27 protein-coding genes are annotated in these 24,324 nt (G+C 66.6%); 15 read left to right on the top strand and 12 right to left on the bottom strand.

The annotated features are described in order from the left end of the window. Positions 1 to 18: 18 nt before the first annotated feature. The 8 genes from ACXYMR_RS05195 to ACXYMR_RS05160 all read left to right on the top strand — a co-directional run bounded on the left by ACXYMR_RS05195 (position 19) and on the right by ACXYMR_RS05160 (position 7,633). Positions 19 to 219 carry a hypothetical protein gene (locus tag ACXYMR_RS05195; protein ID WP_458941693.1) on the top strand — a complete coding sequence of 67 codons (201 nt, stop codon included), beginning with the start codon at positions 19 to 21 and terminating at the stop codon, positions 217 to 219. Positions 220 to 414: 195 nt separating this feature from the next. Then, positions 415 to 1,941, top strand: a complete 1,527-nt coding sequence (gene ffh, locus ACXYMR_RS05190; RefSeq protein WP_458941692.1) for a signal recognition particle protein — start codon at positions 415 to 417, stop codon at positions 1,939 to 1,941. A 46-nt stretch (positions 1,942 to 1,987) separates the two neighbouring features. After that, the gene (gene rpsP, locus ACXYMR_RS05185) at positions 1,988 to 2,443 is read left to right on the top strand and encodes a 30S ribosomal protein S16 (RefSeq protein WP_458941691.1); all 456 of its coding nucleotides are present in this window, start codon (positions 1,988 to 1,990) and stop codon (positions 2,441 to 2,443) included. A 197-nt stretch (positions 2,444 to 2,640) separates the two neighbouring features. Further along, a complete protein-coding gene (gene rimM, locus ACXYMR_RS05180; protein ID WP_458941690.1) occupies positions 2,641 to 3,198 on the top strand; it encodes a ribosome maturation factor RimM in 558 nt (185 codons plus the stop codon). A 486-nt stretch (positions 3,199 to 3,684) separates the two neighbouring features. Next, positions 3,685 to 4,425, top strand: coding sequence for a tRNA (guanosine(37)-N1)-methyltransferase TrmD (trmD, locus tag ACXYMR_RS05175; RefSeq protein ID WP_458941927.1), 741 nt, complete (start codon positions 3,685 to 3,687; stop codon positions 4,423 to 4,425). After that, positions 4,422 to 4,820, top strand: a complete 399-nt coding sequence (gene rplS, locus ACXYMR_RS05170; RefSeq protein ID WP_458941689.1) for a 50S ribosomal protein L19 — start codon at positions 4,422 to 4,424, stop codon at positions 4,818 to 4,820. Before trmD ends, rplS begins: the two co-directional genes overlap by 4 nt. Positions 4,821 to 5,068: 248 nt before the next feature. Then, on the top strand, positions 5,069 to 5,518 hold the full coding sequence (locus tag ACXYMR_RS05165; RefSeq protein ID WP_458941688.1) for a PH domain-containing protein: 450 nt from the start codon (positions 5,069 to 5,071) through the stop codon (positions 5,516 to 5,518). 87 nt (positions 5,519 to 5,605) lie between these two features. Then, on the top strand, positions 5,606 to 7,633 hold the full coding sequence (locus ACXYMR_RS05160; RefSeq protein WP_458941687.1) for a DUF3857 domain-containing transglutaminase family protein: 2,028 nt from the start codon (positions 5,606 to 5,608) through the stop codon (positions 7,631 to 7,633). A gap of 7 nt (positions 7,634 to 7,640) precedes the next feature. On the opposite strand, the gene ACXYMR_RS05155 is transcribed toward ACXYMR_RS05160, so the two are convergent. Beyond that, on the bottom strand, positions 7,641 to 8,057 hold the full coding sequence (locus ACXYMR_RS05155; protein ID WP_458941686.1) for a metallopeptidase family protein: 417 nt from the start codon (positions 8,055 to 8,057) through the stop codon (positions 7,641 to 7,643). 77 nt (positions 8,058 to 8,134) lie between these two features. Between ACXYMR_RS05155 and mmcB the strand changes: the two genes are divergently transcribed. Further along, a complete protein-coding gene (gene mmcB, locus ACXYMR_RS05150) occupies positions 8,135 to 8,593 on the top strand; it encodes a DNA repair putative endonuclease MmcB (protein WP_458941926.1) in 459 nt (152 codons plus the stop codon). Positions 8,594 to 8,596: 3 nt separating this feature from the next. Here the strand turns inward: mmcB and ACXYMR_RS05145 are convergent, their stop codons facing one another. The 5 genes from ACXYMR_RS05145 to ACXYMR_RS05125 are packed head-to-tail and all read right to left on the bottom strand — an operon-like array spanning position 8,597 to position 13,371. After that, positions 8,597 to 8,980, bottom strand: coding sequence for a VOC family protein (locus ACXYMR_RS05145; protein WP_458941685.1), 384 nt, complete (start codon positions 8,978 to 8,980; stop codon positions 8,597 to 8,599). Then, positions 8,980 to 10,050: a DUF4340 domain-containing protein gene (locus tag ACXYMR_RS05140; protein ID WP_458941684.1), complete on the bottom strand. Its 1,071-nt coding sequence runs from the start codon at positions 10,048 to 10,050 to the stop codon at positions 8,980 to 8,982. The genes ACXYMR_RS05145 and ACXYMR_RS05140 overlap by 1 nt, the downstream gene beginning before the upstream one ends. Continuing rightward, a complete protein-coding gene (locus ACXYMR_RS05135) occupies positions 10,047 to 11,894 on the bottom strand; it encodes a Gldg family protein (RefSeq protein ID WP_458941683.1) in 1,848 nt (615 codons plus the stop codon). Before ACXYMR_RS05135 ends, ACXYMR_RS05140 begins: the two co-directional genes overlap by 4 nt. Then, a complete protein-coding gene (locus ACXYMR_RS05130; RefSeq protein ID WP_458941682.1) occupies positions 11,891 to 12,631 on the bottom strand; it encodes an ABC-2 transporter permease in 741 nt (246 codons plus the stop codon). The genes ACXYMR_RS05135 and ACXYMR_RS05130 overlap by 4 nt, the downstream gene beginning before the upstream one ends. After that, positions 12,631 to 13,371, bottom strand: a complete 741-nt coding sequence (locus tag ACXYMR_RS05125) for an ABC transporter ATP-binding protein (protein WP_458941681.1) — start codon at positions 13,369 to 13,371, stop codon at positions 12,631 to 12,633. The genes ACXYMR_RS05130 and ACXYMR_RS05125 overlap by 1 nt, the downstream gene beginning before the upstream one ends. Positions 13,372 to 13,677: 306 nt before the next feature. Between ACXYMR_RS05125 and ACXYMR_RS05120 the strand changes: the two genes are divergently transcribed. Continuing rightward, entirely contained in the window at positions 13,678 to 14,013 is a 336-nt protein-coding gene (locus ACXYMR_RS05120; protein WP_458941680.1) for a DUF2794 domain-containing protein, read from the top strand. Positions 14,014 to 14,092: 79 nt separating this feature from the next. Here ACXYMR_RS05120 and ACXYMR_RS05115 read toward each other — a convergent pair whose 3' ends face one another. Next, complete coding sequence (locus tag ACXYMR_RS05115) at positions 14,093 to 14,863, bottom strand: Bax inhibitor-1/YccA family protein (RefSeq protein WP_458941679.1); 771 nt, start codon at positions 14,861 to 14,863, stop codon at positions 14,093 to 14,095. 185 nt (positions 14,864 to 15,048) lie between these two features. Here ACXYMR_RS05115 and thpR point away from each other — a divergent pair, with 185 nt between their 5' ends. Then, positions 15,049 to 15,588, top strand: coding sequence for an RNA 2',3'-cyclic phosphodiesterase (thpR, locus tag ACXYMR_RS05110; RefSeq protein WP_458941678.1), 540 nt, complete (start codon positions 15,049 to 15,051; stop codon positions 15,586 to 15,588). A 2-nt stretch (positions 15,589 to 15,590) separates the two neighbouring features. Here thpR and ACXYMR_RS05105 read toward each other — a convergent pair whose 3' ends face one another. The 3 genes from ACXYMR_RS05105 to ACXYMR_RS05095 all read right to left on the bottom strand — a co-directional run bounded on the left by ACXYMR_RS05105 (position 15,591) and on the right by ACXYMR_RS05095 (position 18,892). After that, on the bottom strand, positions 15,591 to 16,337 hold the full coding sequence (locus tag ACXYMR_RS05105; protein ID WP_458941677.1) for a histidine phosphatase family protein: 747 nt from the start codon (positions 16,335 to 16,337) through the stop codon (positions 15,591 to 15,593). 24 nt (positions 16,338 to 16,361) lie between these two features. Further along, the gene (locus tag ACXYMR_RS05100; protein ID WP_458941676.1) at positions 16,362 to 17,477 is read right to left on the bottom strand and encodes a sensor histidine kinase; all 1,116 of its coding nucleotides are present in this window, start codon (positions 17,475 to 17,477) and stop codon (positions 16,362 to 16,364) included. A gap of 182 nt (positions 17,478 to 17,659) precedes the next feature. Beyond that, on the bottom strand, positions 17,660 to 18,892 hold the full coding sequence (locus tag ACXYMR_RS05095) for an argininosuccinate synthase (protein ID WP_458941675.1): 1,233 nt from the start codon (positions 18,890 to 18,892) through the stop codon (positions 17,660 to 17,662). Between the two features lie 138 nt (positions 18,893 to 19,030). Between ACXYMR_RS05095 and glsA the strand changes: the two genes are divergently transcribed. The 3 genes from glsA to pyrF all read left to right on the top strand — a co-directional run bounded on the left by glsA (position 19,031) and on the right by pyrF (position 21,978). Beyond that, a complete protein-coding gene (gene glsA, locus ACXYMR_RS05090) occupies positions 19,031 to 20,302 on the top strand; it encodes a glutaminase A (RefSeq protein WP_458941674.1) in 1,272 nt (423 codons plus the stop codon). A gap of 69 nt (positions 20,303 to 20,371) precedes the next feature. Beyond that, entirely contained in the window at positions 20,372 to 21,211 is an 840-nt protein-coding gene (locus ACXYMR_RS05085) for an SDR family NAD(P)-dependent oxidoreductase (RefSeq protein WP_458941673.1), read from the top strand. A 50-nt stretch (positions 21,212 to 21,261) separates the two neighbouring features. Then, the gene (gene pyrF, locus ACXYMR_RS05080; protein WP_458941672.1) at positions 21,262 to 21,978 is read left to right on the top strand and encodes an orotidine-5'-phosphate decarboxylase; all 717 of its coding nucleotides are present in this window, start codon (positions 21,262 to 21,264) and stop codon (positions 21,976 to 21,978) included. A 7-nt stretch (positions 21,979 to 21,985) separates the two neighbouring features. Here pyrF and ACXYMR_RS05075 read toward each other — a convergent pair whose 3' ends face one another. Both ACXYMR_RS05075 and ACXYMR_RS05070 read right to left on the bottom strand, forming a co-directional pair. Next, on the bottom strand, positions 21,986 to 22,630 hold the full coding sequence (locus ACXYMR_RS05075) for a hypothetical protein (RefSeq protein WP_458941671.1): 645 nt from the start codon (positions 22,628 to 22,630) through the stop codon (positions 21,986 to 21,988). A 112-nt stretch (positions 22,631 to 22,742) separates the two neighbouring features. Then, complete coding sequence (locus ACXYMR_RS05070) at positions 22,743 to 22,994, bottom strand: DUF1674 domain-containing protein (RefSeq protein WP_458941670.1); 252 nt, start codon at positions 22,992 to 22,994, stop codon at positions 22,743 to 22,745. A gap of 75 nt (positions 22,995 to 23,069) precedes the next feature. Here ACXYMR_RS05070 and htpX point away from each other — a divergent pair, with 75 nt between their 5' ends. Then, entirely contained in the window at positions 23,070 to 23,966 is an 897-nt protein-coding gene (gene htpX / locus ACXYMR_RS05065; protein WP_458941669.1) for a zinc metalloprotease HtpX, read from the top strand. Positions 23,967 to 24,324 lie beyond the last annotated feature (358 nt).

Genomic DNA, 24,324 nt, shown 5'->3' with positions numbered 1-24,324 from the left:
TACGAGATGGAGGACAGGATGAACAAGCCGATCTTTGCCTTCGGGACGGTGGCCAAGGCCGCCCTGATCTGGCTGACGCTCGCCCTGGTCTTCGCCTCGGCCTATGGCGCCCTGCTGTCTTCGCGCCCGGCTCCGCCGGCGCTGTTCGTCGACAGCGCACAGATGGATGCCGCCTCGTCCGACCGGGACGAGCTGACGCAATGGGCCGGCGCCGACTAGGCCAGACCCGCCTTTCCTTGACTCCGCCTGCGGCAACGCGTAAACGCCGCCCGATCACGCAAGCTTTGATGCTTGTCTTACCGGCACATCCGCCCGCCTGGGCGAGGGAGGTCGGCGAGAACCCTGCTCGGCGAAGGTTTCGCTCAGCGGGGCCATTTTGCATTGCGTGGAACGGATCGAGGATTTGGACGAACCATGTTCGACACACTGACAGAACGACTGGGCGGCGTATTCGACAAGCTCACCGGACGCGGTGCGCTGTCGGAGAAGGACGTCGATGCAGCGCTGCGCGAGATCCGCGTCGCCCTGCTCGAGGCCGATGTCGCCCTGCCGGTCGTCAAGACGGTGACCAAGCAGATCCGGGAACGCGCTGTCGGCGAGGACGTGATCCGCGCCGTCGCCCCGGGCCAGCAGGTCATCAAGATCGTGCACGACGCCCTGGTCGACCTGCTGGGCGGCGAAGGCGAGCCGGAAGGTCTGGCCATCGAGGGTGAGCCGCCGATCGCCATCCTGATGGCCGGCCTGCAGGGCTCGGGCAAGACCACCACATCGGCCAAGCTGGCCAAGCGCCTCAAGGACCGCCACAAGAAGAAGGTCCTGCTGGCCTCGCTCGACACCCGCCGCCCGGCCGCCATGGAACAGCTGCAGCAGCTGGCCGGCCAGGTCGAGGTCGGCTTCCTGCCGATCGTGCCGAACCAGCGCGCCGTCGAGATCGCCAAGCGCGCCATGACCGCCGGCCGCCTGCAGGGCTATGACGTGGTCATCCTGGATACCGCCGGCCGCACCTCGATCGACGAGGACATGATGGCCGAGGCCCAGTCGATCGCCCGCGAGACCAATCCGCGCGAAACCCTGCTGGTCGCCGACGCGCTGACCGGCCAGGACGCGGTGGAAACCGCGAAGCGCTTCCACGAGCGCCTGCCGCTGACCGGCCTGGTTCTGACCCGGATGGATGGTGACGGGCGTGGCGGCGCCGCCCTGTCGATGCGCCATGTCACCGGCCTGCCGATCAAGTTTCTCGGCGTGTCGGAAAAGCCGGACGGGCTGGACGCCTTCGACGCCAAGCGCGTGGCCGGCCGCATCCTCGGCCGAGGCGACATCGTCTCGCTGGTCGAGAAGGCTGCCCTGGAGGTCGACCAGGACAAGGCCCAGCGCATGGCCAAGAAGATGGCCAAGGGCAAGTTCGACCTGGAAGACATGCGCGAACAGTTCGGCCAGCTCAAGAAGATGGGCGGTCTCGGCGGCATCATGGGCATGCTGCCCGGCATGAACAAGAAGGCGCAGGCCCAGATGGGCGCCGCCGGCATGGACGACAAGATGCTGACCCGCCAGGAGGCGATCATCCTGTCGATGACCCCGGCCGAGCGCGCCAAGCCGGAGATTCTCAAGGCCAGCCGCAAGAAGCGCATCGCCGCCGGTTCCGGTGTCACCGTTGCCGACGTCAACAAGCTCATCAAGATGCACCGCCAGATGGCGGACATGATGAAGAAGGTCAACAAGAAGGGCGCCAAGGGCCTGGCCGGCCTGATGGGCGGCATGGGCGGCAAGATGCCGCCCGGCATGTCCGGAGCCCTGGGCGGCATGAATCCCGATGATTTCGGTGCCGCCACCCAGGACCTGCTCGGCGGCAAGTCGCCGGCCGATACCAAACCCCAGCTTCCCGGACTGGGCGGCGCGCCGCTCGGACCGGACGGCCTGCCCTTGGGCCTGCCGAAGAAATAACCCGAACCACCCCTATCCAAACGACTGAAACTGAAGGAACTCCCCCATGTCTCTTAAAATCCGTCTCGCCCGTGGTGGCGCCAAGAAGCGTCCGTACTACCGTGTCGTCATCGCCGACAGCCGTTCGCCGCGCGACGGCCGCTTCATCGAGAAGGTCGGCACCTACAACCCGATGCTCCCGAAGGACGGCGACCGCGTCCAGCTGGACATGGAAAAAGTGAAGGCCTGGCTGGCCAAGGGCGCCAAGCCGACCGACCGCGTCGCGCGCTTCATCCACCAGGCCGATGCCGACGCCTATGCCTGGGAGCACGGCAACAACCCGAAGAAGGCCGAGCCGGGCCAGAAAGCCAAGGAACTCGCTGCCGAGAAGGCCGAGAAGGAAGCCGAGCGCAAGGCTGCCGAGGAAGAGGCCAAGGCTGAAGCCAAGGCTGCTGCCGAAGCTCCGGCTGAAGAAGCCCCGGTGGAAGACGCCGCGGCTGAAGAAGAAGCCAAGTCCGAATAGGACTGGCTCCGGACGACGCTGCTACGTGGTCCTTCCCCTTGATGGAGAAGGTGTCCGCGCAGCGGACGGAAGGGGTGAATCCCGGTGCTGGACCCGTCTGGCACCTGGCCCCCACCCCCTCCGACCCCGCCTACGCCGAGGCTCCGGCGGGCCCACCTCCCCAACAAGGGGGAGGACCTGATTGAGTGACCGCTACCATGACCCAAGCCGCCGACGACCTCGTCTTCATTGCCGCCTGTGCCGGTGCCCACGGCGTCAAGGGCGAGTGCAAGGTCAAGAGCTTTGCCGGTAATCCGGCCGACGCTTTCGGCTACGGCCCCTTCCTCGACAAGGACGGCGCCGGGATCCTGACGCCTAAGAGCGCGCGCCCGGTCAAGGACGGCTTCGTCGTCCGCTTCGAGGAAGTCACCGACCGCGACCAGGCCCAGGCCCTCAAGGGCACCCAGCTCTTCATCCCGCGCAGTGTGCTGCCGGAACTCGAGGACGACGAATTCTACCATGCCGACCTGATCGGCCTCGCGGTGCAGGCGCTTGACGGCAGCCCCATGGGCACGCTGCGCGCCATCCACGATTACGGCGCCGGCGACTTGCTGGAAATCACCGGCACGCCCGACCGCAAGGGCAGCTGGATGCTGCCCTTCACCCGCCAGTTCGTTCCGCATGTCTCGCTCGACGACGGTGTCATCACCATCGACCCGCCGGAAGATGTGGGCTCGAAGGCCGAGGAAGAGGCGGGGCAGTCGGACGACACCTGATCGCCTGCGGGTGCGATATAGATTTCACCCGGGCGCAGCCGAACGATGTTCAGAGCTCGCCTGGCTGTCCGCGCATCGACCTTCGCGCCCTACACGACCTCTGTGCCGAACAATCGACCTGTCCTGTGCCGACTTGGATAAATGGCGCCGCGGCGCCTCTCAACCCATTGATCTCTTGCCGGGAGTCCGCCTCAGAGGGTCAAACATGTCAAGGGTTTCAACCGCGTAGCGGCCCTGCGGGCCCTTGACATGTTTGACCCTCTGAGGCCCGCTGGCTGACAAGAGATCAATGTCCATCTTTGCGCACAGGACGCATCCACGCACTCTAAAGGTCGTCATCCCACGGTCCCGGCGACAGCCTGGATCCGGGGGATGTCGGTACAGAGTGTGGGGGAGGCGGCCAGCAAGCAGGAACAAACGCCGCCCCCACGCGCACCACTCACCATCCCCCTCCCCAACGCCCCCCATCCCTGCTACACGCGCGCCATGACAAAGCCCGCCACGCCTGCCCTGCCTTGGACCGCGACCGCGCTGACGCTCTTCCCGGAGGCCTTCCCCGGCCCCCTGGGCGTGTCGATCATCGGATCAGCTGCGAATCGTGGGTTGTGGGCGCTTGAAACTGTGGACATCCGGGATTTTTCCCGTCATAAGCACCGCTCCGTGGACGACACCCCGGCCGGCGGAGGCGCTGGTATGGTGCTCAGGCCGGATGTTGCTGCGGAAGCGATCGATACGGTGCAGTCCCGCTGGTCAGGTGGGAAACGGCCGTTGATCTACTTGACGCCGCGCGGACGACCGCTCAACCAGGCCCGGGTCCGGGACTGGGCGAACAGTCCGGGCGTTGTCGTGTTTTGCGGGCGTTTCGAGGGCCTCGACCAGAGGGTCATCGAAAGCCGCGAGATGGAAGAGGTCAGTGTCGGCGATGCCGTTCTGGCCGGTGGCGAAGTGGCCGCACAGCTCCTCATCGAGGCCTGTGTCAGACTTCTCCCCGGCGTGCTCGGTGACCCGGCTTCGGCCGAGGATGAAAGTTTCGAGGGTGATCTCCTCGAGTATCCTCACTACACGCGCCCGCGTGTCTGGGAGGATCGGGAGATCCCGGAGGTCCTGCTGTCGGGGCACCATGGCCAGATCGAGGCCTGGCGCCGGGAGCAGGCGGAAGAGATTACGAAGGCGCGTCGCCCGGACCTCTGGACGAGGCACAAGGCCCGCAAGGAGAATGCACGATGAACATGATCGAGCAGATTGAACAAGAAGAAGCCGCCCGCGTCCTGGGCGACAAGCAAATCCCGGATTTCAGTGCCGGCGACACGCTGCGCGTCCATGTTCGCATCAAGGAAGGCGAGCGTGAGCGGATCCAGGTGTTCGAAGGCGTCTGCATCGCCCGCAATGGCGGCGGCCTGAACGAGAGCTACACGGTCCGCAAGATCTCCTTCGGTGAAGGTGTCGAGCGCGTCTTCCCGGTGTACTCGCCGAACGTCGAGCAGATCGAGATCAAGCGCAAGGGCAAGGTCCGCCGCGCCAAGCTGTACTACCTGCGCGATCGCCGCGGCAAGTCGGCCCGGATCGCCGAGCGCACCACCGGCCGTGGCGTCGAACGCCGCGAGCCGAAGAAAAAGGGCTAAGCCCTCTTTCAACGCGCACACACGCGACCCGAAGACCCCCGCTGGTGCTGCCGGCGGGGGTTTTTCGTGTTGAGTGCTCCGGCAATCCGGGACGTCGCCGCGAAGCGGGCATGCGCCTTGACAGCGCTGGACCCCGATGGCGAACTCCCGGCATGAAAAGAATGGATTGGGGTGCGCAGATGCGCCCGATCTCCAAAACCCGAGTCGGTGGCGAGTAGCCGGTCAACGCCCGTCCCCAAGGAGCCCCCATGTCGCAAGCCGAAGCCATCGACCCGGCCCCCAGCGAGCAACACATCTGGGTCGGCCACCCATCCCAGCTCAGCCATCTCGGCCTCTACATCGTCTGCCTCGTCTTCGCCTGGCTGGTCATCCCGGTCTTCATCGCCTTGTGGACCTGGATTGCGACCCGGGCCGTCAAGTACGAGCTCACCACCCAGCGCATCCGCTTCTCGACCGGTGTGTTCACCCGCGAGGTCGACGATATCGAGCTCTACCGGGTCAAGGACTACCGCATCGAGAAGCCGTTCTGGCTGCGCCTTGTCGGCCTCGGCCACATCATCGTCCTGACCTCCGACCAGACCACGCCGGAGCTGAAGATCCGCGCCATCGCGAAACCGGAAGCCCTCGCCGACCTGATCCGCGAGCATGTCGAACGCCGCCGCGACGCCAAGCGCGTCAGCGAAATCGACATGGAATAGGCGACCGGGAAGGCCGGACGTCGAATTCCCCTACCATTGCCCGCCAAGGTTGCTACTCTGCCTGTTGATCCAGCGGGGAGGGGACTAGTGGCGGGGATACTTTATCGTAGCGTGATCGGCGTGCTCATCGTGGCACCCTGGGCGGTGATGGGCGTGCATTGGCAGACCGAGCACAGGGCGCACGAGCTGACGGAGGCCACGGCTGCCGAGGCCGCCCCGATAGCCGCCGGCGAAGTACCGGAATCCGCCGAATTCGGCCCCGTGCCCGGTTTCGTCGCCGCGCTCCAATTGCCCACTCCGGACGTTTACCAGCATGAGCCGGAATCCGGGGTACGCTACCTGTTGCGCCAGATCGAGCACGATGCGCGCCCAGCCGAGCCTGACTATTTCTTCCGACTGGCCTCCGAGCCGGTCTCGACCGCCGGGCTCGACAATGTCGCCAACGTCAACATCACCTTCGACCCCGCCTTTCAGAGGCTGACATTCCATTCCCTCCAGGTGATACGCGACGGCGAGGTCCAGGACCGCCGGGACACCACGTCGATCGAGTTCGCCCGTCGCGAGACGCGACTGGAACGGCGCATGTTCGACGGTCGTGTCACGGCCATCGTCCGGTTCGACGATATCCGCCTCGGTGACATCGTCGAGTACAGCTATACGATCAGCGGCCGCAATCCCGCCGTACCGGACCATGACGCGCGCACGCTGTGGCTCGGTTTCGCCGCGCCGGTGGAGGCGACCCTGGTCAGGAGCCACTGGCCGTCGGACCATCCGCCCAGCTGGCAGTTGACCGGACCGGACTTCGAAGCCGACGTGATCGAGGTCCGCGAAGGCGACAGCATCACGCTTTCGGTTGGTCCGACCGACATGCCCAGCTTTCCCGGTGAACGCAACGCGCCGGGGTGGGCCAAACAGGCTCCGGTCATGCGGGTCGCCAACTTCGAAGACTGGGCCGATGTTGCCGCGTGGTCGCAGGATTTCTATCGTCCGGTTGCTTCCCCTGAAGTCCTGGAGATTGCGGCCAGGATCCGGGCCGAGCATTCCGATACCGACGAACAGGTCATTGCGGCGCTGCGTTTCGTGCAGGATGAAGTGCGGTATCTGGCAACCCTGTTCGGGGCTGGCGGCTATGTTCCCCAGTCCCCGGCAGCGACGCTCGAGCGCCTGTACGGCGACTGCAAGGCCAAGACCCTGCTTCTGCTCAGTCTGCTGGAGGCCCTCGGCGTCGAAGCGGAAGCGGCACTTGTACACACCGGCAATGGGCGCGGCCTGCCGGATGTTCTGCCCAGCCACATCCAGTTCAATCATGTCATCGTGCGCGCCCACATCGACGGCCGTACAGTCTGGCTGGATGGAACCGAGAGCGAAACGGGCGGTCAGCTCGACACGCTCAGCCAGCCGGATTTCGGTTACGCCCTTCCGATCAGTCAGGACAGCACCGGCCTGGTCGCCATGACCCCCGTCGATCCGGGCGAAACGGATTATCTGGTCCGCGAGCAGTTCGACCTGACGACCGGTCCCCAGTCCGCCACGCTGGCCTTCACAATGGTCGGACAGGGCGATGGCGCGAACGGTTTGAGGGCAGTTCTGGCACGCTCCGGTCGGGCCGATTTGCAGCAAAGCTTCATCGACCGCTACCGGTCGCGCTATGGCAGCGTCACAGCGATTTCGGACCTGGTGGTCGAGGATGACCGGCAGGCCAACACCCTGACCTATGCCATGACCCTCGGGCTCGCGGATCCGATCAGTGAACACGAGGACGGCGCGCGCAACCAGTTGAGCGGCCAGGCGACGATCCGGCTGCCGGCCAGTCAGAACGCTCAGCGCGAGCGGCGCTTTCCCCTCAAGCTGAACTACCCGGGCAGCTTTCGCTCGGAAATCGAGGTCATGTTACCGGACAATGCAGGCGACTGGATCATCGAAACCCCGGCCCGCCAGCTGGACCATGACGCCTTCAGCTTCGCGCTGGAAACCCGCCGCGAGGGCGATACGGTCCGGATCGATTACGACATGCGCGTCCTGCAGCCCTACGTGTCCGCCGAGGCGGCGGGAGAGGTTCTGGACCTCAACGAACAGATCGCGCAATTGTCCCGCTGGTCGCTCATCGAGGAGTAGGCTCGGCCTACTCCGCCTCGTCCTCGATGCGGTGCATGTCGTCGTCGGACAGGCCGAAATGGTGGCCGATCTCGTGCACCAGAACGTGCGCCACCAGTTCGTCGAGCGGCACGTCGCCGCGCTCGGCCCACTCGTCGAGGATGGGACGGCGGTAGAGGAAGACGCGGTCCGGCTCGGGTGACGGGTCGATGACCGACTTGCGCGCCAGGTCGACACCCATATAGACGCCGGTCAGCTCGAACGGGTTGTCCAGCCCCAGCTCGGCGAGGGTTTCGTCATCGGCGAAGTCGGCGATGAAGATGTCGACGCGGCCGCACATCTTGCGGAACCCGTCCGGCATGCTGGCCCAGGCAGCGCTGGCCAGGTTCTGGAAATCCTCGATCGAGGGTGGCAGGAGGGCAGGTGTTTCAGGCAAAGAGCTCATGCGCGCCCTATATCGTGTGCCGGAGCCACCGCCAAGCCGGCTTGCCCCGTGAACAAATATGGAACACTCTGGAAGTCATGGACCTGCAGGACGTCTCCTCCTCCGCCAATCCGGCGATTGACGACGCCCAGGCGCTGATGCGCGGCGCGGCCCGGCTGCTCTGGCAGCTGGGCTATTCGGCGATCCCGGAGTTCAAGCTGCCGGACGGGCGCCGGGCCGACCTGGCGGCCCTCGGGCGCAAGGGCGAGATCACCATCGTCGAGGTCAAGTCGGGCATCGCCGACTTCCGCGCCGACGGCAAGTGGACGGAATATTCCGGCTATTGCGAACGCCTCTACTTCGCCGTCTCGCAGCGCTTCCCGCACGACCTCATACCGGACGAGGCCGGCCTCATCGTGGCCGACGGTTTCGGTGGCGCCATCGTGCGCGAAAGCCCGGTCATGGCGCTGGCCCCGGCCCGTCGCAAGGCCCTCACCCTGCGCTTCGCCCGCGCCGCCGCCGACCGCCTGATGCGGGCCGGTGAACCGGGTGCCTGAGGCCTAGGTCTTCACCCGCCACGGCGGATCGATACGGTTTTCGCCGGCAAAGTAGAGCTTGATCCGATGCCCGTCCGGATCGCGCAGTTCCGCTTCTCGCCACAGCCATGACTGGTCGGTCGGCGGCAGGTCGAACACCACCCCGCCCGCCTCCAGGCGCGCGGCGGCTGCGTCCAGCGCCTCGGCGCTGTCGCTCTCCAGATAGATCACGGCGCCGGGCACCACCTCGCCGGCCTCGACATGGATCGAGAAGGTATTGTCTCCGTCCGGCGCGAGGAAGCGGCAGTAATGCGGGCTGTCCACGAGCAGGCGGAAACCCAAACCCGCATAGAAACGCTTCGAGCGGGCGATGTCGGTGACCGGCAGGGTGATCTGGTTGAGCTTCATCAGCGCGGCTCGCCATTGTCTGGAAGCTCGGCCGGCTCGACGACCCGCCGGTCGGCGATGCGGTTGAGCGGGCGCAGCAGGCGATCGATGGTGAGATCCGACAGCAGATAGGCCCAGCCGTCGGCATCGCCATTGATCTGCGCCGCCTCGGTCTCGACATCATCGGTCAGGGCGACCGCCTCGATCAGCGCCCAGCGCGTCTCGCCCAGGGCTAGGACATCGATATTGACGCGCAGGCCGGCGAACGTCTCGGCGCTGTGGCGGGCGATAATGTCACCGTCCAGGCGCTCGGCCCGCCGCACGTCACGGAATCGCACCCGCGACAGCGTGTTGGCCGGGCCATTGCCGGCGCCCGAGGTGATCGGTGTCCAGCCGCGCGGCTGGCGCAGCGCGAAATTGCGCGTCGAACGGGCCGGACGCTCCAGCACATACTCGGGACCGCTTTCCGGGGTGATGGTGGCGCGCGCGATCTCATTGTCGCCCAGGGCCAGGAAATCCAGGTCGAGCCAGGCCGAGGCATCGGCAATCTCCGGACGCTCGACAACGGCTGTCCTCTGGCGGGCCGCATAGACGCGCGGATCGCCCGGCGTGCGGAAATAGATGCGGCCGTCGCGCGAATGCCCGAGCAGCAGGTCGGCCAGGACGATGCCGTCGACATCGCTGATGCGCACCCGGGTGCCGCCACCCGCCTCACCCGGATCCGCCACCCCGAGGCGGACATGCTTGTCCGGATCCGCGGTCAGCGAGCCGCTGTATTGCAGACTGGCCAGATAGGCATCGAGCCGGGCCAGCTGGTCGGCCACCACCGGGTGGCTGTCGCGGCTCGGCATGACCCAGATCCCGGCATCGCGCTCGACCTCGAAACGGCCCTCGGCACCGTGGATCTCGAAATGGTGGGCCCGCGCGGCATTGTCCGACCAGCCGGCCAGCACCGGCCCGGTGACTTCCGGCTGCCAGCCCCGACGCGCCTGCGACAGGGTCACCACGCTGGCAAGCACGAGGCACACCATGGCCAGCCCGCCGACGAGGGCGAGATGGCGGCCGCGGCGTTGGTCCATGACCTGGCTCATCCCGCTGTCCTCCGCCGTCGGCGCCAGATCAGACCGCCGAGCCCGGCCAGCACGACGACGAGCGGCGGCACGGCAATTGTCCACATTTGCAGGCGGGCATTGAGGGCGTCGATATCGCGCCGGAAATCGCGCTCGATATCCCGCAGCCGGGCCTGGGTTTCGGCGATCTCGGAGCGCAGCCGCGCCGCCTCGGCCCGCTCTTCCGGGCTCGACAGGGCGCTCAGCGCCGTCGCCCCGCCGGAGCCCTGCAACGCCGACAGCCGCTCCTCGGCCTCCGCGATCTCGGTCTCCAGCGCCGACTGGATCTCGATATAGCGCGCCTCGGCTTCCGAGCGCAGCGCCTCGACACGGGTCATCGGTCGCAGCGACGGGGCCCGCGAACGCACTTCGATGAGCGCCGGGTCGCCGGCCGCGATATCAATGAGGTTGAGCGCCAGCGTCAAATTGTCGGCGACAATACTCTCGCCGAATTGCGGGTCGCTGCGGATGTAATAGCTGTCATCGAGCCAATCGACATCGGCCATGATGGTGATGCTGACCGGCCCTTCGGAGCGATCGAGGTGATCGGCCGGGTTGAACACGCGCTCGCCCGCAGGCGGTCCGTCCGGATAGGCCGTGCCCATCTCGCCACCGATACGCACGCCAAGGATCACCGGCTCGGGCTCGACGTGGTAATCGCGCAGCAGATCGTCCGGCCCCGGGGCCCCGGCGGCGATGTCGGCATCGATGACCGCACCGTCGGCCGAAGTGGCGATCAGGGGCGTGATGTCGAGATCGGCCTGGGTCAGCGGGCGCAAGGCCCCCGGGGAGCCGAAATTGATGCCGAGGTCGAGCGAAGACGTCGCCAGGTCGGTAGCCGAGACCCGTTCCGGTCCCACCGAAAACCACAACGGGTAAGCGCGCCGGCGCGAGCGGCCGTCGCTTTCCACGATCTCCACCGGCAGGCCGAGCGAGCGATCCATGGCCACGGTCTGCGGGTCATAGCCCACCCCCCAATTCGCCAGCAGCGGCGCCAGGGCACTCGACCGGCGGGCATTGATCGGCGGCAGGCCGTCCGCTCCGGGGCGCAGCGCCATGTGGGCCAGCGGGTCGACCATGACCACGGCTCGCCCGCCCGCAAGCACGAACTGGTCGAGCATGTAGATCTGGCTGTCGCTGAGCTCCCACGGATGCATGACCAGTACCGCCGGTACCTCCGGCAAGATTTCGAAATCGCGGTCCAGCCAGCGCAGGTCATAGGCCGAATTGAGTTCCTGCACGAAGCGGTTCGGCGCTCCGCCGTCCGGCGACAGCGGGAGTCCGGTGATCACCGCCAACCCTGGCCGCGTCGCCTGCTGCAGGTCGGAGAGCAGGCGCGTCAGATCGTATTCGAGGCGTGCTTCGGCATCTTCGCGGAACAGCGGCACCACGGCGCGGTCATCGACCGAGTTGCGCGCCACCAGGCCGAAATAGATCGCTTCACCGGTTTCGGTCGGCACCGCCACCAAGCCCGCCGCCAGCGCCGCGTCCTCGTCGGCCGAATAGGGCTCCGGATCGATCTCGGTGATGCGGATCAAACCGCCGGAGCGGTCGGCATAAGTGTCAAGAAACTCGCGTACGCGCCGGGCATAGCTGCGGATGGCGGGGTATTGGGCGGCGGCCGAGCGCGAATAATAGAACTGCCATTCCACCGGCTCGTCGAGGCGGTCGATGATGGCGCGGCTGCCCGGTGCCAGCCGGTAGAGACCGCTTTCGGTCAGGTCCACACGCCATGGACCGGCGATCTGTCCCGCCAACTGGTTGCCGGAGAGGAACAGCACGACAAGGCTGGCCAGCATCAGCGGTGTGTAAAACGCCCGCTTCATCGGCCACCTCCCCGGCGCCCGGCCACGAGCACGCCCGCACAGGTCAGCGCCATGGCGATGAGACCGGCAAAGTAGATCATGTCGGCGAGACCGATGACGCCATGTCGGAAGGCGTTGTAGTGATCCAGCGCGCTCAGCCCGGCAATCGCCTCGGCGACCAGGGCCGGGGCGCGCTCGCCGAGCGCCGCCAGCACCAGCGGCAGGCCGGCCATGGTCAGCAGGAAGGCGGCTCCGGTCCCGAGCACGAAGGCGATGACCTGGTTGGCCGTGGTGGCCGACAGGGCCTGGCCGACCGCCAGATAGCCTCCGGCCAGCAGCAGGGCGCCGAGATAGCCGGTGATGATGGCGGCATTGTCGGGATCGCCGAGATAATTGACCGCCACCCACATCGGCACGGTCAGCACCAGGGCGAGACCGGCCACGCTCCAGGCGGCGAGGAACTTGCCCAGCGTGCCGGCCCACAGCGGGATCGGCAGCGCCATCAGGAATTCCAGCGTCCCGCGGTCACGCTCCTCCGCCCACGAGCGCATGGCCAGGGCCGGCATCAGGATGACCAGCAACCAGGGCAGGAAGTCGAACAGCGGCGCAAGATCGGCCCGGTTGGTCTCGAAGAAGCCGCCGATATGGAAAGCGAAGGCGGGTGCCGCGAAGGCGAAAACGGCAAGGAACACATAGGCCAGCGGGGTCTGGAAATAGGCCCCGAGCTCGCGGCGATAGATGGCCAGCAATGCCGACATCAGGCCACCTCCTCCTGCATGTCGGGCAGCGGCAGGGTGAGCTGGCGGAAGGCCGCCTCGATCGTGCCCTCCGGCGTCACCGCGGCGAGCCGCTCCGGCGTGTCGTCGAACAGCAGGCGACCGCCGGCGATGATGATGGCGCGGCTGCACACGGCCGGGACCTCTTCCAGGATATGCGTGGAAATGATGATCGCCTTGTCCGGCGCCATGTCGCGGATCAGGGCTCGCACCCCGTCCTTCTGGTTGGGGTCGAGCCCGTCGGTGGGTTCATCAAGCACCAGCACGGCCGGATCGTGGGCAATCGCCGCGGCCAGCGCCGCGCGCCGCCGATAGCCCTTGGACAGGGTGGCGATCGACTGGTCGGCCATATCGCCGAGCCGGGCCCGCTCGAGCGCCCTGTCGGCGGCCCGGTTAAGCGCCACCCCGCCATAGCCGCGAGCGCGCAGGCCGAAGCGCACGAAAGTGCGCGGTGTCATCGACGGATAGGAGGGCGCGCCCTCCGGCAGATAGCCCAGCCTGGACTGGGCGGTCAGGCGTTCGGCAACACTGTCATGGCCGACGATCAGGGCGCGCCCGGAATCCGGCTCCAGCGCCCCGGCCAGCATTCGCATGGTCGTGGTCTTGCCCGCGCCGTTGGGGCCGAGAAAGCCGAGCACTTCGCCGCGTTCCAGCGTGAAGCTGACATCATCGACGGCGCGACGATCACCGAAGGATTTGCAGAGGCTTTCGGCTACCAGCATGGGGGGTGATGCTCGTGAAATGACCTGAACCTAGCGTTAGCGTGCTCGTCGCGTCTTGGCCAGTGCCAAGGCAAGTCGTCATTTTTTCGGGCTGAATTGGGGTTGTCGACCGATCCGAAATGCCGGGATCCGGGGGGGCTGGGGGGGCTGTCAAAACCTGGATCCGACACATTCCGTGACCGGCCGACGAGTTGGACGTTGGCCACCGCACATGGCCGGAAGAGGCCGAGAATGTGGCGCCTTTGCGGCAAGGGGTGAAATGTTTGTAAGCTGTCATCCAGACGAATCAGCCAGGGGAGACACCGCGTGCCGGCTCACTCGCAACCTGCCCGTCCCGCGCCACAGCTCGTCATGTGGACGCGCCGCGAGCTCGACGAGATCCTGCGGCTCTACGGACGCTTCGTGGCCCAGGGCGAATGGAAGGACTACGCCATCGACGGGCTGCGCGACCAGGCCGTGTTCTCGATCTTCCGGCGCCACAGCGAAATGCCGATGTACGCGGTGATCAAGGCGCCCGCCGACCAGGCCCGCCAGGGCCAGTACCGTGTCGTGTCAATGTCCGGCCAGGTCCTCAAGCGCGGCCATGAACTCGGCCAGGTGCTCAAGGTCTTCGACCGCAAGCGCTTCCAGGTCATCGACTGAGCCTGCGACAGCGCTGGCAACGAAAAAACCCCGGAGCGTGGCTCCGGGGTTTTCGTTCTGGTCTTGCAGGTCCGGTCCGCTATTCGCGGCTGCCCAGCAGGGACAGGACGATCTGGAACATGTTGACGAAGGCAATGTAGAGGTTCAGCGCGCCCATATTGGTGAGCACCGCCATCGAACGCTGGTCGCCTGCGACTTCGTAATACATCACCTTCAGGTTCTGGGTCTGCCAGGCGGTGACGCCCGCCATCAGCACCAGGATGCCGAACTGCAGCAGCAGTTCGAGGCCGGCCGACTGGAAGATGAAGATGTTGAGCACGCCGAGCAGGACGGCGCCAATCATTCCCATGAACAGGAAGGAGCGGATCGGGCCCAGGTCCATCTTGGTGGTGTAGCCGAACACGGACAGGCCGAGAAAGGCACCCGCGGTGATCACGAAAGCCTGCACGATGGTGGCCCAGCTGACAGCAAGCGTGCGGCCGCCCGCGGTCTGCACGCCTTCAGGCGCCATGCCGCCGGCCATCACGACCCAGATACTCAGGCCGGTACCAATCAGGGCGACAATGGCCCAGTACAGCAGCGCGCTTCCGGTCGGAGACGGATTGCGCATGAAGAACATCGAGCCGAACAGGAGCGCGATCGGGCCCCACTGCACGAGGAGCAGCAGCGGCGTGCCGTAAACCAGCATGGTCAGCGGCGTATAGGTGCCCACCGCGAAAGCCAGCGCGGCCGAGATCAGCAGGCCGAGACCCATCTTGTTGTACACGCCCAGCATGAAGCTGCGCAGGCCGGCATCACGGGCCATGTCCATGGCGGGCTGGCCGGCATAGGCACGGGAAAAATCGTTCATCGTGTCTCTCTCTTTGTACGCACGCCCTGAACGGACGCCTTGGCCTGTAATATCGGGTCGATCGGGCCCGTTGACAAGGTGGGCTGCGACATTGTCGTCACGCGGACCCGTCCCGCCCGGCGGTTTGCAGGACGCGGCGAAACCGGCTTATCTCCCCGGCCCCGCCTCGTCGAGGAATTCACGCCATGAGCCTTCGCCTGTTCGCCGCCCTGCCAGTGCCGCACGAGATCGGCCGCGATCTCGCCCGCTTCCAGAAAGGCGTGCCCGGTGCGCGTTGGCGGCCCCTGGCCAACCTGCACATAACCTTGCGTTTTTTTGGCGAGATCAGCGAAACAGCGGCGGCCGACCTTGATGCCGAACTGGCCAGCATCAGCGCCCGGCCGATGACGCTCCGGCTGCGCGGCGCCGACTGGTTCGGCAAGGCCGAGCCGCGCTCATTGTGGATCGGCGTGGAACCGGATGATGGCGTGCGCCGGTTGGCGGAAAAGTGCGAGCGTGCCGCCCGCCGGGCGGGACTGGCGCCGGAAGGTCGCAAATTCGTGCCGCACGTGACCCTCGCCTATTTGCGTGGCACCCCGCCGGACAAGGCCAGCAAGTTCGTCGAGCGCATCGGCACCTTTACCAGCGACTCTTGGCACGCCACCCATTTTTCGCTGTATTCCAGCTGGCTGACGCGCGGCGACGCCAACATCTACGAACCCGAAGCCGACTACCCGCTGGGCTGAGCCTACTGCCCGTCCAGGGCCGGCTCGTCGGCGCGTGGCTCCGCCTCGACCTCGGCTTCGCTCTGCGCCGTGCCGTCCTCGATCAGCGTCGGCGGCACCTCGACCACGGGCTCGGGCGGCATGATGTCGAACGCGTCCTCCAACACCACCAGCTGCCACTCATCCTCGTGGCGGGCGAGCCAGAAGATGTCGCCATAGGCGTCGGATGCGAGGCGGCCATCCTCGCACCCCGAGGCGGCCAGGCCGCTCTCGCCGGCGGCTGCCACGATCCAGGCACACACGGTGTTGGAATGCTCGGCCACCAGCGTCCAGCGGGCCGTGTGGTCGAGCGCTTCGGCCATCGCCTCGCCACGCGTCCGGGTCACCGCTGCATCCATCTGGCACCCCTCGGTCACGCCACGGCCGGCCTGGTGCTGCTGCACGGCAACGCCGGCAGCTCCGGCGGTCAGCAGGGTGCGACAGGCCGAACTGGACAGCGCCCGGTCGAACGGGGCTGCCCCGAGCTGCCCGCCGAGACGCGCCACCATGGCCTCGCCGGTCGGGCTCAGCTCACAGTCCAGCGCATTGCAGTCCGGCGCTACCTTGCGGGCATGCCGAACCACCAGGATATGCCGGTCGGCACGCTCCAGCATGCCGTGACTGGCCGGATCGGCGAGCGCCAGCAATTCCGGCCGGTCGAAATCGGTCGCTGGTGATGCGCCGCATGCCGCCAGCATTGCAAGGCCCGCCAGGGCCGCCAGGTGTTTCATGCCATTCCCTCCCGCCGGACCGTCTCAGACTTCGTCCGGTTCGCGCTGCAGACGCAGACGCGCTGTCACCTTGGTACCGCCCCCCGGGGCCGGATCAAAGGTCAATCCGCCATCCATCAGGCGGGCCAGCCGCCAGGCGATGGACAGGCCGATCCCGGGGTCGGCGCTCTCCTCGAGGCGTTCCAGCGATGACACGCGCTGGCGTATCTCCTCGGTCATCCCCGGGCCGGTATCGATGACCCGGATCTCGACAATCTCGTGATCGCTGTCGCGGGTCACCACACCGGCCTCGATGCGAACCTCGCCCTCGGTGGTGTACTTGATGGCGTTTGACAGCAAATGGGTGACCAGCTGCCGGATGCGCATGGCGTCGCCGATCACCGGATCGTCGAGCGCTTCCTCGGTCACCACCTTGAGCTCCAGGCCGCGCTGGGTTGCCAGCGGGTCGAACCGCGCCCGCGCCGAATGCAGCACGTCGCGAAGGGTCAGCGCATGGCTGCGCAGGACAATGTCGTCCTGCTCGAGCTGGGACAGGTCAACCACGTCATTGACTCGGTTGAGCATGGCCTGGGTCGACTGTTCGAGGGTCAGGAGGAGCTTGCGCTGGTCATCCTTGAGCTCGGTATTGGAGAGCAGGCTGGCCAGACCGAGAATGCCGTTGAGGGGGGTGCGCATTTCGCGGCTGAGCGTGTGCAGGAAGCTCGACTTGGCGCGCCGGCTGGCCCGCTCGGACAGGGCTTCCGACTTGAGTTCCTGTTCCAGCTGTTGGCGGGCCCCGAGCTCACCGGTCAGTTCGTAATTCGATTTCCGCGCCTGCCTGAGCATGCCGCTCAGGCGCTGGATGAGGTGGACAAAGCCGAACAGGACAATGGCGACGACGGTCGCCTCGACACCCATCCGGATATCCCGGTTGATGCCGTATTGCGTGTCCGCCAGCCCGCCCGAGTTGAACCCCGTGACCACGATCAGGACCAGATCGGCGGTATGGAAGGTGGCGTAGATGGCGAGACCGATGACGATGGAGCGGACGCCGAGATCACCGCCAGCGGCCCGCACCGACTCGATATTGCGCAACAGCACGACAATCGCGACGACCGAAGCCGCCACGAAGAATATGTCCATCGTGCCCGTAAACAACATGTCTGGTCGCACTCTCCTCACTCAACCGCCAGGCGGTCCGGACCGGTGTCCTCGTCTCTTCTCTATCCTCAGCTGCGAAGAACTGGGCTGGCACGCTTGCGGCTGCACTTCGGACTGTAAAGAGAATCGCTCGCAAATGAATTAAACATTCATGGGGTTGTCAAAGCGATGGGAAACTGCCGTCAGTTGTTGCGGCCCAGCTTGCGGTTGCGTCTTGCGAGCAGCTGAAGCCTGAGCGCATTCAGCTTGATGAAGCCGGCGGCGTCCTTCTGGTCATAGACATCATCTTCCTCGAAGGTCACATGGGCTTCCGAGTACAGCGAGTGGTCCGACTTGCGGCCGACGACATTGACCGAGCCCTTGTAGAGTTTCAGCCGCACCTCGCCGGTGACGTGGCCCTGGCTGTGATCGATCGCCGCCTGCAGCATTTCGCGCTCGGGCGAGAACCAGAAGCCCTCATACAGCAGCTTGGCATAGCGCGGCATCAGCTCGTCCTTGAGGTGCGCGGCACCGCGGTCCAGGGTGAGCTGCTCGATGCCGCGGTGGGCGGCCATCAGTATGGTCCCGCCGGGGGTCTCGTAGATTCCGCGCGACTTCATGCCGACAAAGCGGTTCTCGACCAGGTCGAGCCGGCCGATGCCGTGGCGTCCGCCCAGCGTGTTGAGCTGGGTCAGCAGCGCCGCCGGCCCCAGCGCCTTGCCATTGACCGCCACCGCATCGCCGGCGCGGAACTCGATGGTGACGTATTCCGGCTGGTCCGGCGCCTCTTCCGGGCTGACCGAGCGCTGATAGACCATTTCGGCGGCCTCCTTGGCCGGGTCTTCCAGAACCTTGCCCTCGGACGAGGTGTGCCAGAGGTTGGCGTCCACCGAGAACGGCGCCTCGCCCCGCTTGTCCTTGGCCACGGCGATGCCATTGGCCTCGGCATAAGCGATCAGCTTGGTGCGCGAGTTGAGATCCCATTCACGCCAGGGCGCGATCACCCGCAGATCCGGGTCGAGCGCATAGACACCGAGCTCGAAGCGCACCTGGTCATTGCCCTTGCCGGTGGCGCCATGGGCAACCGCATCAGCCCCGGTGGCATGCGCGATCTCGACCAGGCGTTTGGCGATCAGCGGCCGCGCGATCGAGGTCCCTAGCAGGTAGAGGCCTTCGTACACGGCATTGGCCCGCACCATCGGAAACACGTAATCGCGCACGAATTCGTCGCGCAGGTCCTCGATGAAGATCTCCGACACGCCAGCGGCTTGCGCCTTGGCCCGGGCCGGATCGAGCTCTTCGCCCTGGCCGAGATCGGCGGTGAAGGTGACGACCTCTGCCTGATAGGCGTCCTGGAGCCATTTCAGGATGACCGAGGTGTCGAGGCCGCCGGAATAGGCGAGCACGACTTTCTTGACGGGTTTCGAACTGGACATGCAATCATTCCCTTGCCTGGCAGGCTCGCCTAGCGGCCCTCGAGGCAACAGGCAAGGGAAAACCGGCCGCCGTCACGATCTGGAACGCGGCACTGCCGGAGGAGTGGACAAGACTGGCAAAGCGGCCATTCTGCAGCCATGAGTCAGCCCCCCGACCAGCTCCTGTCCGGCTATGCCGGCCGCCGGGCCCGCTTCGAGCATGACCGTCCGGACCAGGACATGGTGCGCGCGCGGCTCGACCGGCTGTGCGCCTGGGCCGGCAAACAGGGCCTCGACACTGTCGGCGATCTGGTCGGCCATCTGCACGCCAACGGCATCGAGACCGACCTGCCGCGGCTGGCTGCCCTGCGTGAGCCGGACGCCGCACCGGATACCCGCCTGCGCACCTATCTCGACGAATACGGCCTGCCGGATGACGCCCTGGCACTGCTCGAACGCAGCCTGTCCGGCGAGCTCGCCGTGGCCCATTTCGACCGCTTCCAGGCCCGTCTGGCCAACATGTTCGCCTTTGCCCGCGAATATTCCGGCGGCGAGCTGGCCGATTACATTCCCGAACTGGCCAAGCAGAACCCGGACAGTTTCGGAATGGCCGCCTGCACGATCGATGCCCAGCGCTTCGAGCTTGGCGATGCCAGCCAGCCCTTCTGCCTGCAGTCGGTGGTCAAGCCGCTCAACTACGCTCTCGCCGTCGGCCTCAACGGCAGCAATTTCGTGCACCAGCATGTCGGCCGCGAGCCGTCCGGCCGCCGCTTCAACGAGCTCGCGCTTGATCCGGACTGCCGCCCGCACAACCCGATGATCAATTCCGGCGCCATCATGACCTGTTCGATGATCCGGCCCGGCCAGCCGGTCGAGGACCGCCTCAACCTGGTGCGCCGCTTCGTCAGCTCGGCAGCCGGCGGCCTCGACTGCGGTTTCGATGAGGAGGTCTACACGTCCGAACGCGACACCGCGGATCGCAATGTCGCACTGGTCGAGCTGATGGCGAGCCGCCATGCCTTCCCGGAAGCCACCGACACCCTCGCCACGCTCGATCTCTACTTCCGCACCTGCGCCCTGACCCTGGACTGCCGCGCGCTGTCAGTGGTCGCGGCGATGCTGGCCAATGGCGGCGTGTGCCCGCTCACCGGCCACCGCGTCATCGCCGCCGACATCGTGCGCGATACCCTGTCCCTGATGCTGACTTGCGGCATGTACGACTATTCCGGGGAATTCGCCTTCACCGTCGGCCTGCCGGCCAAGTCGGGCGTCTCCGGCGGGCTGATGATCGTCGTCCCCGGCGTGGCCGGATTCGGCCTGTGGAGTCCGCCGCTCGACCGCCAGGGCAATCCGGTTCGTGGCGTCGCCTTCTCCCGTCGCCTCGTCGACGCCTATCCCTTTCACATCTTTGCCGGTGTCACGGCCGACTGACCGGCCGCCGCCGCTGGACAAGCGGCCTCTCCGGCCCCACCTTTGCCTATTCATGGATCGGAGTAGCGCATGACCCGTCGCCTTGCCCTCATCACCGGTGCCTCGGCCGGCATTGGCCGCGCCCTGGCCCGTGAGTTCGCCAGCCACGGCTGGGACCTCGCCCTCGTAGCCCGGCGCGAGGACAGGCTCGTGGCACTTGCCGCCGAGCTCGAGGACACGCACGGCATCACCACTTACGTGATCGCCGCCGACCTGTCTCTGGCCTCCGCCCCCGACATCATCCTGCAGCGCATCGGCGCCGAGGACCGCGTTGTCGATGCCCTGGTCAACAATGCCGGCTACGGGCTGGCCGGTACCTATGTGAAGACGAGCTGGGAGGAACAGTCCAACTTCCTCCAGCTGATGCTGATCAGCTGCGCCGAGCTGGCGCACCGCGTGCTGCCCGGCATGCAGGCCCGCCGGCAGGGCTGGATCCTCAATGTCGCCTCGGTCGCCGGCCTGCTGCCCGGCTCGCGCGGCCACACGCTCTACGCCGCCGTCAAATCGGCCCTGATCAAGTTCAGCCAGTCGCTGCACTTCGAGAACACCCACCACAACATCAAGGTGACGGCGCTGTGCCCGGGCTTCACCTATTCGGAGTTCCACGACGTCAACGAGACCCGCGGCCTGGTGTCCAAACTGCCCAAATTCATGTGGATGTCGGCCGAGGAGGTGGCGACGATCGGCTATGAGGCGATGCAGCGCAATCAGGTGATCTGCGTGCCGGGGACCTGGAACAAGTTCATCACCGGCCTGACCCAGATCCTGCCAGCGCCGGTATCGCACTGGCTGATGGAGCGCAGTTCCGAGAAAGTCCGGCGCAGCGACACCAAGCCGGACAGCCCGGCTGGCGAGGATGCGCAGGCCTGATCGTCGGCAGTGCTTGATCTGCGGGCCACGGGCGGCGTAGAAGCGGCGCCATGACCCGCCCTGCCATGCCTTCCAGCGACCCCCGCCTCATCATCGCCCTCGACCTGCCGACCATCGATCAGGCGTCCGCCCTCGTTGGCCGCCTCGGCGACGCCGCCAGCCATTACAAGATCGGCCTGCAATTGCTGCCGATTGGCGGCATGGAGCTGTGTGCCCGGCTCAAGGCTGACGGCAAGGCCGTGTTCCTCGATTACAAGCTGCACGACATCCCTGCGACGGTCGAGAAGGCCACCCGCTCGATCACCGGCGCCGGCGCCGACCTGCTCACCGTGCACGCCGAGCCCGCCGTCATGCGCGCCGCCGCAGCCGGCCGGGGAGACAGCGAGCTCAAACTGCTCGGGGTCACGGTGATGACCTGCTATGACGACGAGATGCTGGCCGAGATGGGCTATGCGATGAAAGCTCGCGACCTCGTGCTGCGCCGTGTCGAACAGGCCCTCGAGGCCGGTCTCGACGGCATCGTGGCCAGCGCCCACGAGGCCCGCGAGATCCGCGAGCGCTTCGGCCCCGACTTCCTCATCGTCACCCCGGGCATACGTCCCGCAGGCGCCGAGGCCGGGGACCAGAAACGCGTCGCCACCCCGGCGAGCGCGCTTCGGGACGGCGCCACGCACCTGGTGGTCGGTCGCCCGGTCAATGCCGCATCCGACCCGGCTGCCGCCGCGCGTGCCATCATCACTGAAATGTCTGAAGTAGCGAGCGCCTGAGCCCGGCTCAGCGAGGGGTGATCACTCTCACCCGGCGCCGATCCGGCTGCGTCACCCGGAGAACCTGGCGGCGCCGGTCGTAAGCATCCATGCGGCGGACCACCGGTCCGCTGCGATAATAAGCTTCCGGACTTACCCAGCTGCCGCCGCCGGCATCGATCAGGATCAGGCCGCGATAACTGTATAGCGGCGGCCCGTAACGCTCGACGCCGCCGGCCAGACCGTCGCGGAAGAACCCGTCACGCAGGGTCACCGGGCCGGTTCCTGAATGGGCCTCGTAATGGCGGCTTTCGCGGTGATCGGACCGGCGCTCGAAGGCCACCTCGCGCCGCTCCTCGCTCACCGGCCAGGCCGACTGCGCCGGCAGCGCGGCTGGCTGGAATGTCGAATACTGTCGGGCTTCGCGCACCGGCGGAGGCGCGGCAAGCGCGGTTGTGCGCGGCGAGACCTGGCGAGCCGCCTCGCTCCGGTCCGGCATTTCGGTAAAGCGGCAGGGCGGTCCGGCATAGCTGCCGGCCAGGGCCGCTTCGATATCGGCAGCGCTGCACTCGCGCGCCGGCGCCGGCGCCTGGCCGTGTGCCACCAGCGGCAGGCCGAGCAGGGTCAAGCCCACAACGGCCAGCCCGAACAGAAAAACGCGCACCTGTTTCATAAAGGCACACTATGCCTGTCGCGGGCGGCCGCAAAGCGCTTGCACGTGACAGGCGAACGGCGCGGTCCGCCTTCCCTCGAAAGCCGGGCTGGAAGCCTAAGACCGGGGCTTCCTAGAAGTCATGCGCGATGCCCTTTTTCTCCCAATCGCCGTAGCGCGTGGGCTCGGGCCCGTTGCGGCCGCCATATTCTTCCGGCTGCTCTTGCTCTTCCTCGGCCTTGCGGCGGCGCTCAGCGGCCTCGTGCAGGGCGCGCTGCGCCGCGGCGCTCAACGGCTTGTCCGCCGCGGCAGGGGCATCGCCGGCGCCGGCGGCGGGGGGATTGGAGACCGTGTCGGTCCCGTCTTGCTGATCGGACTGGGTCATACCAGATATCTAGGGCGGCACACGCCGGCCGCCAAGTCGCCGGTACCGCCGCTCGAGAACTCTGACGAGGCCCGTATGACTGCGAATACATTGCGAACCTTCATGCTGCTGGCGGCCATGACCGCCCTGTTCATGGGCATCGGTTATCTGCTCGGCGGTCCCGCCGGTGCCGGCCTGGCCCTGGTCGTGGCGGCCGGCATGAACCTGTTTGCCTGGTGGAATTCCGGCGACATGGTGCTGCGCATGCACGGCGCCCGCGAGGTCGCGCCCGACACGCGCGACCCCAAGCTGCGCCAGTTCGTGACCGATATCGAGCATCTCGCGAACCGCGCCGCCCTGCCGATGCCGCGGGTCTACGTCATCGACAGCGACCAGCCCAATGCCTTCGCTACCGGACGTGACCCGCGCCACGCCGCGGTCGCTGCCACTGCCGGCCTCTTGAACCGCCTCGACCGCGAGGAAGTGATGGGCGTGATGGCGCACGAGCTGGCGCACGTGAAGAACCGCGACACGCTGACCATGACGGTGACCGCCACCCTGGCCGGTGCCATCGCCATGCTGGCCAATTTCGCCCTTTTCTTCGGCGGCAATAACCGCGCCGGCCTGTTGGGAACGATCGCCCTCATGGTGTTTGCGCCGATGGCCGCCATGCTGGTACAGAGCGCCATCAGCCGGGCCCGCGAATACGAGGCCGACCGCGTCGGTGCCGAGATCATGGGCAAGCCCATGGCCCTCGCCTCGGCCCTGGAAAAGATCGAGCGCTCTGCCCGCCGGACGATGAATGTGCAGGCTGAACGCAACCCGGCCTCAGCCCACATGTTCATCATCAATCCGCTGAACGGCCAGCGCATGGACAATCTCTTCTCCACCCACCCCGACACCGCCAACCGTATCGCCCAGCTGCGCCGCATGGCCGGCGCCGCAGCCGAGCCGCCGGCGGGTCCGTGGAACCAGCGCGGGCCGTGGGGGTAGGAAAACGCTTCAAACGTTTTTCCTTGTCATCCCGGCTGCATGGCCCGCGAAGGCGGGCCGAAGGGCCGGGACCTATAAACTCGCCGCTTCTCCACCTCGCACGCATGCCAGACACCGGGATGATAGGTCCCGGACTTCCGCCCCGCCTCCGCGGGGCAACCATCCGGGATGACATTGGAAAGATATCAATCGGCCCCCGGCCCCCATTGGCGTCAGGTGCATTCAACGAAAAAACGGGCGCCCTCAGCGCCCACACGTGCCCATTCATCTCTTGCCGAGAGTCCGCCTCAGAGGGTCAAAGCTGTCAAGGGTTTCAACCGCGTAGCGGCCCTGCGGGCCCTTGACAGCTTTGACCCTC

This window comes from Maricaulis sp. CAU 1757 (assembly GCF_054482675.1).
Note: the sequence above shows the minus strand (reverse complement) of the source record. Positions and strands in the feature narration are given on the sequence as shown.